Raw genomic sequence first — 7082 nt, forward strand, 5'->3', positions numbered from 1 at the left:
ATCACTTGCGGCAAATCGCCTGCACAGCCCGCGGTGGCATTGATGTTCCCCGCGCCGCTTCTAAAATAAGCAGGACTGCAGCGTGAGTCCCCACCGTCATGTCCGAGCAGGAAGCGAACCATCGCGAACGTGAGCACCGGCAACGGGTACTGAAGGGGGCCACCATCATCACCAGCATCCACAATTCGGAAATCCCCTGCGTGGTGCGCAACCAGCATACGAATGGCGCGGAACTCAAGGTGGCTGCCGACGCCATCATTCCGGAACGATTCAGCCTCTATGTGCCTGTTGACGGCGTCGCCTATGAAGCGCTCGTGCGCTGGCGCCGCAACGACCGCGTCGGCGTGCAATTCACCGGCACCGGGCCGAAACCACGGTTCCATTACGGCTGACCCCGCAACCCGGGCTTGGACATCCTTCTTCCTTTGCTCGACAACCAGACCAGTTGACGCTCGGCACTGCCGTGGCTAGCTTCGAATCTGGAGCTGGTTCCGCCGCAAGGCGGATGAAAAGGGAACACGGTGCGGCCGAACAATCGGCCAGAGCCGCGACTGCCCCCGCAACTGTAACCGTTGAGCCTTCTTCCAAGACGCCACTGATCGCTGCATGCGATCGGGAGGCGGAAAAGGGCGATGACACGGAAGTCAGGAGACCTGCCTGTTCCAGTCACCCATGCTTGACCACGAGGGGTGGTCAGGCGCGGTCGTCCGTGGCGGTGACACGTGAAGTGTTGCCGCATGCCGGAACGGCCGGAAGGTGAAATGCGACTGTCTGCAAATCTGCCTTCGCCCCGTCCACCTGCGGTTCGAAATGAACCTTGCGGCGCCGTTGCGCCGTCGATCCTTTTGGGGGCGGAATTGAAGAAGACTGTCTTTTTGACCGGTGCCGTAGCACTGGTTTCCACAAGCCATGCAGGCGCCCAGGACCCTGCCGGCAACGCCACGATGCTCGAGCGGATCGTCATCAGCACGCCGCTCCGGCGCGAAACGACGCTCGAGCGCTCGACCTCGTCCGTCACGGTGATCGACCGCCAGAGCATCGAGCGCTCTGCGGCGCCCGACTTGCCCTCCCTGCTCAAATCCTACACCGGCGTTTCCATCGTCTCTTATGGTGGCCAGGGTTCGGCATCCAACCTCTATTTGCGCGGCATGTCGGCCAGCCAGACGCTGGTGCTGGTCAATGGCGTGAGGGCAGGCTCGGCCACCACCGGCACGGCCTCGCTCGGCAACATTCCGCTGGATTCGATCGAACGTATCGAGGTCGCCAAGGGCGCGCATTCGGCGCAATATGGTTCCGACGCCATGGGTGGCGTCGTCAACATCATCACCAGACAGGGCGGCCCATGCGCCCAAGGCCGCGACAGTTGTGGCTCGGTTACGGCCGGTGTGAGCCATCCGTGGGGCGGCACATTGTCCGGCAATGTGCGTGGTCAGAGCGCAAGCGGCGTCGATTATTCGCTCGGCGGCAGCCTGATCGGCACGCATGGTTACGATTTCACGGCCCCGACCGCCTACGGACATGAGCCGGACGATGACGGCTTCCTGCTCGGCTCGATCAATGCCTCGCTTTCGAAACGGTTCGACTGGGGCCGGGTGTATGGCGACGCTGTACTTGCCAGAAGCCGTAGCCAATATGACGACGCCTATCCTGGCGCCAACGAAGTCGACACGACCAGTTTTGCCGGCAAGCTTGGCACCGAGATCAAGCATTCCGACGACTGGTCCTCGACCGTCGAACTGTCAAGTTCGCTCGATCGCTCGCGCAATTTCCGCGATGGTGTTGCCGGCGACAGCCGCTTCAACTCCAGCCGCTACGGTCTCTTCGCCTCCACCACGAAGAATTTCGACACCGGTAGCGTTGCACATGTGCTGACCGGTGGGGCCGAAGTCTATCGCGAGCAGGTCGATTCGACCGTCAACTTCGATGTCAGCGCACGCACGCTGGCAGCGGTGTTCAGCCAGTACTCACTATCCTATGACGCACTCAGCATCGACAGCGGCATCCGCTATGACCACAATGGCCAGTTCGGCGGCGCCACCACCTACAATGTCGGTGCGAGCTATGAAATCCTGCCGGATCTCAGGTTGCGCTCGTCCTATGCCACCGGCTTCAGGGCACCGAGCTTCAACGAGCTTTATTATCCAAACTACTCCAACCCGAACCTCAAGCCGGAAAAGTCCAGATCCTATGAGGTCGGGGTGAACTGGCAAGCAGGCGCCGACACCAATCTGGACGTTGCCTTCTATCAAACCTGGCTGACCGACGCGATCGCTTCCAACCCGCCGACCTACCTGCCCTTCAACGTCGCAAGCGCGCGCATCACCGGTTTCGAAGCCGCGCTTGCACATCGCTTCAGCACCGAATGGAGCGGCAGGGTGACCATTGATGTCCGTGAGCCACTGAACCAGGACAACGGCAAATACATCCCCTATCGCGACCGGCTGAAGGCGATGGCGGAAGTCACCTACAGCCCGACCGAACAGATGGAGCTGACGACGCGTGTTCTCTATGGGGCCGCGCGCCATGCCAACGCCACCAACACAGTGAAGTTGCCGGACTACGTCACCGTGGATTTCACCGCGCTTTACACACTTGATGCTACATCGCAGGTCAAATTCGCGGTCGAGAACCTTTTCGACGCGGATTATTCGACGGTGACGGACTACCGTGCTCCCGGCCGCACTTTCAATCTGAGCATCACGCGGACATTCTGAGCCCCGGAGATGGCGATGCAGGCAAGGGCAGAAAATCCGGCGACGACCAGCAGGGCTTCCCGCCAGGGCCGCCGGGCTCTGCCGCTGGGCCTGATGACGGGCGGTCTGCTTCTTGCCGGTGCCTGTGGCGCCGTGGCTGCGGGCCCTCCGAAGCGCGTCGTCTCCATGAATGTCTGCACCGACCAGATGGCACTGCTGGTGGCAGGCGACAGCCAGCTCCATTCCGTGTCCTATCTGGCCCTTGACCCTGCAACGTCCGTGCTGGTTGAAGCGGCGCAGAAGCTGATGGTCAATCACGGCCAGGCGGAGGAAGTCTTCCTGATGCAGCCGGATCTTGTCCTTGCCGGCAGCTATACGACCCGTGCGACTGTCGGCCTGCTTCGGAAACTCGGCATCCGCGTCGAGGAATTCCAGCCCGAAACCTCCTTTGACGACGTGCGCACCAACCTGAGACGCATGGGCGATATCCTCGAACGACGAGAACACGCAGAGGCCCTGGTCGCGGACCTCGACCGCAAACTCGGCGAGGCGAAGGAGAGATCGCACCCCAACATTACGGTGGCGACCTACTATGCCAATTCCTATACCTCCGGTGCCGGCACCCTGATCGATGCCGTGGTGGCCGCATCCGGTCTGACCAACCTGGCTACAAAACTCGGTCTGTCCGGCACCCAGCAATTGCCGCTGGAACTCCTTGTCATGGCGAAGCCGGACTTGCTGGTGGACTCGGAGGCGCGGTATGCGACACCAGCCCTGGCCCAGCAGACCTTTGTGCATCCGGCCTACAGGGCGCTCACCGAGGGAACCGGGCGCGTTTCCGTGCCGGCTAAATATACCATCTGTGGCGCCCCCTTCACGACCACCGCGATTGAGATGCTGACCAAGGCGGCCTCTTCCGGAAGCAGTCAGGCGGAAGAGGCACAGCCGTGACCGACATTGCCCGATATCGCACCGTGCTGGCTGTTCTTGGCCTTCTGGTTGGTTTGCTCTTTATGCTGTCGCTGACCGTCGGTCCCGCAGCCATTGCTTTCAGCGACAGCATCAAGGCGCTGCTTTCGGACAAAGGAGATGCGATCGCCCTGATCATGCGCGAGATCCGCCTGCCACGAGCCCTGCTCGGTCTGATGATCGGTGCGACACTAGGACTGTCCGGCGCCGCGCTGCAGGGCTACCTGCGCAATCCGCTGGCCGAGCCGGGCCTGATCGGCGTCAGCGCCTCGGCTTCGCTGGGCGCCGTGCTTGCCATCTACAGCGGCTTGACGATCGTCTTCCCGCTGGCACTGCCGCTCTCCGCCCTTCTGGCAGCAATGGTTGCGGTGGTCGTCGTGCAGGTACTTGCAGGCCGGCGTTCGAACACGCTCACCATCATCCTGGCCGGCGTTGCCGTTTCCAGCCTCGCCGGAGCCATGACGTCGCTGGCGCTCAACCTGTCGCCCAATCCGTTCGCAGCGCTCGAGATCATGTTCTGGATGCTTGGCTCGCTCACCGACCGCTCCATGACGCATGTCTGGCTGGCCGCACCCTTCATGCTCGCTGGCTGGGTGTTGTTGCTGATGCTTGGACGCGCGCTCGACGCGCTGACGCTCGGGGCAGATACCGCTGCCTCGATGGGTATCGACATGCGCCGCGTGCAACAGCTTGCAGTGCTGGGCACCGCTTCTTCGGTCGGTGCAGCAACGGCCGTTGCAGGCGCAATCGGTTTTGTCGGACTTGTGGTGCCGCATCTGCTGAGACCGCTGGTCGGCGCGCGGCCATCGCGACTTTTGCCTGCCTCGGCGCTCGGCGGCGCGGCGGTGGTGCTGGCCGCCGACATACTGGTGCGCCTTGTCGCGCCGGGCCGTGACCTGAAGCTCGGCGTGCTTACGGCCATCGTCGGCGCTCCCTTCTTCCTCTGGCTTGTCTATCGTGAACGGCGGAGGCTGGCATGAGCCTGCTTGCCGTTTCAGGCCTGTCGGCACTGCTCGGGCAGCGGCGCGTGCTGCATGATGTTTCCTTCGCTGTCGGTCCCGGCGAATTCGTCGGGCTTATCGGACCGAATGGTGCGGGAAAATCGACCCTGTTGAAGGCGGTACTCGGCCTTGTCGCGTCGCAAGGCCGCATCTCGATCGCCGGGCTCGATGCCGCCATGCTGGGAGCACGCGAGCGTGCGGCGAGCATCGCCTATGTCGCGCAGGAGCACGAGATCGCCTGGGCGCTCCCGGTGGAAGCCGTCGTCGCCCTCGGGCGCACACCGTACCGTCCGGCTTTCGCCGCTCTGTCATCGACCGATCATGCAGCCATTGAACAGGCCATGCAGCGCATGGAAGTCGCCACCTTCCGCGACCGCGCTGCCACAGATCTTTCCGGAGGCGAGAAGGCACGTGTGCTGATTGCACGTGCGCTCGCCCAGGAAACACCCTTGTTGCTGGCTGACGAGCCGACGGCTGGCCTCGATCCGTCGCATCAGATCAGCTTGATGCGGCTGTTTGACGAATTGGCCAGGCAAGGACGCAGCGTCATTGCATCGCTGCATGATCTCGGACTGGCGGCACGCTGGTGCAGCCGGCTTATCCTGCTCGACCGCGGCCGGATCATCGCGGACGGCTCACCAGAAACGGTGTTGACCCCTGAAAGCCTGGCCAGCGTCTATGGCGTCGAAGCCTATTTCGGCACCGCGGCAGGGCGCACCGTCATCCAGCCGCTCGATCTGGTCCAGCCCCCCGTCCAAGACAAACCGGAAGAAGACGATGACTGACCTTGAACCGCTGCTGCAGAAGCATCTTGGCGACTGGCGATCGGGCTGGAGCATGGGCTCGTTCGGCGCCATTGCCGAATTCCACCAGGACGCTGACGAGCAGCCCGTGATCGACGAGCCACGGGATCTCACTCGTGCGACGCGGCGTGGCGCCATCCGCCTGGAGCGCCGGCGTCTCGTCGAAGCAACGGCAGTTGCCTATGAGACGCTGAGCCCGAAGCGGCATCGCTGGAGCCATGCCGTGGCGCTCTGCCTGCCGGAGGCGCGTGCGCGGCGCAACGGGCACAAAGTGCTGACAGAGATCGGGCCGGATGACGATGCCATTCGTGGCATCGACCGCACCGGCATCCTGTTCGACATGGGGCTAGGCCTGCCACAATGCGATTTCTGCATCCGCACCAGCGATCCGAAACTGCTCGGCGAATTGCGCGCCAATCTCGGGCGATCACTGTTCGAACCCGGCAACGGCGCCACCGCCGCCATCATGTCTGCTCATCCGCACCGCGTGGCGCTGACCGCGCTGGGGCGCGTCGAGGTCTACCAGAAGATCGGCGGCCCGGACACCGGTGGCGTTTCACCGGCGGGACCGCATACACATCTCCTGCCCAAGCTGCTGGCCAGCGGCCGCACCCATTCAGCCAACACACCGATACCGCATGGCCTGCTGCCGCTCGCCTTCCTGCACCCGGGCAATCCAGTCATCGATCCGATGGGCCAAGACCAGCCCTTCGATCTGGACCTGCACGAGGCATTCCAGAACCTGCTGAACCGCTACGGAGCCGCAGAGGCACGCATGGCGAAACAGGCGATCGGTACAGCTCTCAGCACCGGCGTAGCGCCGCAAAGCTGGACACCACCGCTCAGCCGCACCGCCAAGGCGGCCGCGCGCATCGCGCTGCGCCAGGAAGCGCGGCTGGCGACCCTTCACGACGACGCCAGGCGTATCGGCATCATCACGGACTGGCAGGTGGCTTTTGACCAGCTTGATCCGGAAGCCGCCGACGGCGTCGAAGACGAAGCGCCTGGGCATTGAAGCGGCCCAGCCGAAGCACGCAATCAGGATGAACGACAAGCTGGCTACTTGGTAGCCTGCAGCTTGTCGACCGCTGCGGTAAAGCCCTTGAGCGAGACGGGGATGGTCACGGGCTTGCGTGTCACGGACTCCATGCCGATGTTCAACGAGGTGCCCGATTTCAAGCCTGTAAGAAGTTCCGGGGTCAACGGAACGGCTGCATAGGCACCATTCTGATCACTGGTCTGGATGGCGACAGCCACCTTGTTGCCGGAGTCGATCTGGTAGGATGCGCCAGCGGGCAGGAACAGGCCGTGCGGCAGCGCCAGCAGCATGGCGAGGCTGCCATTGTCGGCCTGGCGGCGCACGGTCAGCGTCAGCACGCGCTGACCGGTCTTGGATTCGGTGAGGTTCTGGGAGGCCTGGCATTCGAGATCCATGCCCGAACCGCCGCTGGCGCAATTGACGACCCAGGGATTGCCTTCGGGCTTGGCCTCGGCTGCCTTTGCATCGGCCGGTTTGGCATTGGGTTTGGCTTCTTCGGCCAATGTAGCAGGCGCCGCGATGCCCAGCACGACAAGCACGGCCGCAGCGCTCGCCCACATACTCCATCGGGAGCCCA

The 7082-nt window shown here is 63.3% G+C and carries 7 protein-coding genes and 1 riboswitch; of the genes, 6 read left to right on the top strand and 1 reads right to left on the bottom strand.

Annotated elements, in window-relative coordinates:
• Nucleotides 1-98 precede the first annotated feature (98 nt).
• The 6 genes from C1M53_RS08355 to C1M53_RS08380 all read left to right on the top strand — a co-directional run bounded on the left by C1M53_RS08355 (nt 99) and on the right by C1M53_RS08380 (nt 6481).
• Complete coding sequence (locus tag C1M53_RS08355; RefSeq protein ID WP_129411826.1) at nt 99-392, top strand: PilZ domain-containing protein; 294 nt, start codon at nt 99-101, stop codon at nt 390-392.
• 77 nt (nt 393-469) lie between these two features.
• Nucleotides 470-676, top strand: a riboswitch (cobalamin riboswitch).
• 268 nt (nt 677-944) lie between these two features.
• On the top strand, nt 945-2714 hold the full coding sequence (locus C1M53_RS08360) for a TonB-dependent receptor (RefSeq protein ID WP_245488578.1): 1770 nt from the start codon (nt 945-947) through the stop codon (nt 2712-2714).
• 15 nt (nt 2715-2729) lie between these two features.
• Nucleotides 2730-3644, top strand: a complete 915-nt coding sequence (locus tag C1M53_RS08365; RefSeq protein WP_165358095.1) for an ABC transporter substrate-binding protein — start codon at nt 2730-2732, stop codon at nt 3642-3644.
• Complete coding sequence (locus C1M53_RS08370; RefSeq protein WP_129411829.1) at nt 3641-4642, top strand: iron ABC transporter permease; 1002 nt, start codon at nt 3641-3643, stop codon at nt 4640-4642. Before C1M53_RS08365 ends, C1M53_RS08370 begins: the two co-directional genes overlap by 4 nt.
• Complete coding sequence (locus tag C1M53_RS08375; RefSeq protein WP_129411830.1) at nt 4639-5448, top strand: ABC transporter ATP-binding protein; 810 nt, start codon at nt 4639-4641, stop codon at nt 5446-5448. The genes C1M53_RS08370 and C1M53_RS08375 overlap by 4 nt, the downstream gene beginning before the upstream one ends.
• On the top strand, nt 5441-6481 hold the full coding sequence (locus C1M53_RS08380; protein ID WP_129411831.1) for a hypothetical protein: 1041 nt from the start codon (nt 5441-5443) through the stop codon (nt 6479-6481). The genes C1M53_RS08375 and C1M53_RS08380 overlap by 8 nt, the downstream gene beginning before the upstream one ends.
• A 44-nt stretch (nt 6482-6525) precedes the next feature.
• On the opposite strand, the gene C1M53_RS08385 is transcribed toward C1M53_RS08380, so the two are convergent.
• A complete protein-coding gene (locus C1M53_RS08385; RefSeq protein ID WP_129411832.1) occupies nt 6526-7065 on the bottom strand; it encodes an invasion associated locus B family protein in 540 nt (179 codons plus the stop codon).
• Between the last annotated feature and the right edge of the window lie 17 nt (nt 7066-7082).

The organism is Mesorhizobium sp. Pch-S, assembly GCF_004136315.1.
In the GTDB taxonomy this organism is placed as follows: domain Bacteria; phylum Pseudomonadota; class Alphaproteobacteria; order Rhizobiales; family Rhizobiaceae; genus Mesorhizobium.

What these genes read in the sequence shown, in the direction of transcription:
- C1M53_RS08355 (WP_129411826.1), top strand. Translation starts at nt 99, where the DNA reads ATGTCCGAGCAGGAAGCGAACCATCGCGAACGTGAGCACCGGCAACGG.
- C1M53_RS08360 (WP_245488578.1), top strand. Translation starts at nt 945, where the DNA reads ATGCTCGAGCGGATCGTCATCAGCACGCCGCTCCGGCGCGAAACGACG.
- C1M53_RS08365 (WP_165358095.1), top strand. Translation starts at nt 2,730, where the DNA reads ATGCAGGCAAGGGCAGAAAATCCGGCGACGACCAGCAGGGCTTCCCGC.
- C1M53_RS08375 (WP_129411830.1), top strand. Translation starts at nt 4,639, where the DNA reads ATGAGCCTGCTTGCCGTTTCAGGCCTGTCGGCACTGCTCGGGCAGCGG.
- C1M53_RS08380 (WP_129411831.1), top strand. Translation starts at nt 5,441, where the DNA reads ATGACTGACCTTGAACCGCTGCTGCAGAAGCATCTTGGCGACTGGCGA.
- C1M53_RS08385 (WP_129411832.1), bottom strand. Translation starts at nt 7,065, where the DNA reads ATGTGGGCGAGCGCTGCGGCCGTGCTTGTCGTGCTGGGCATCGCGGCG.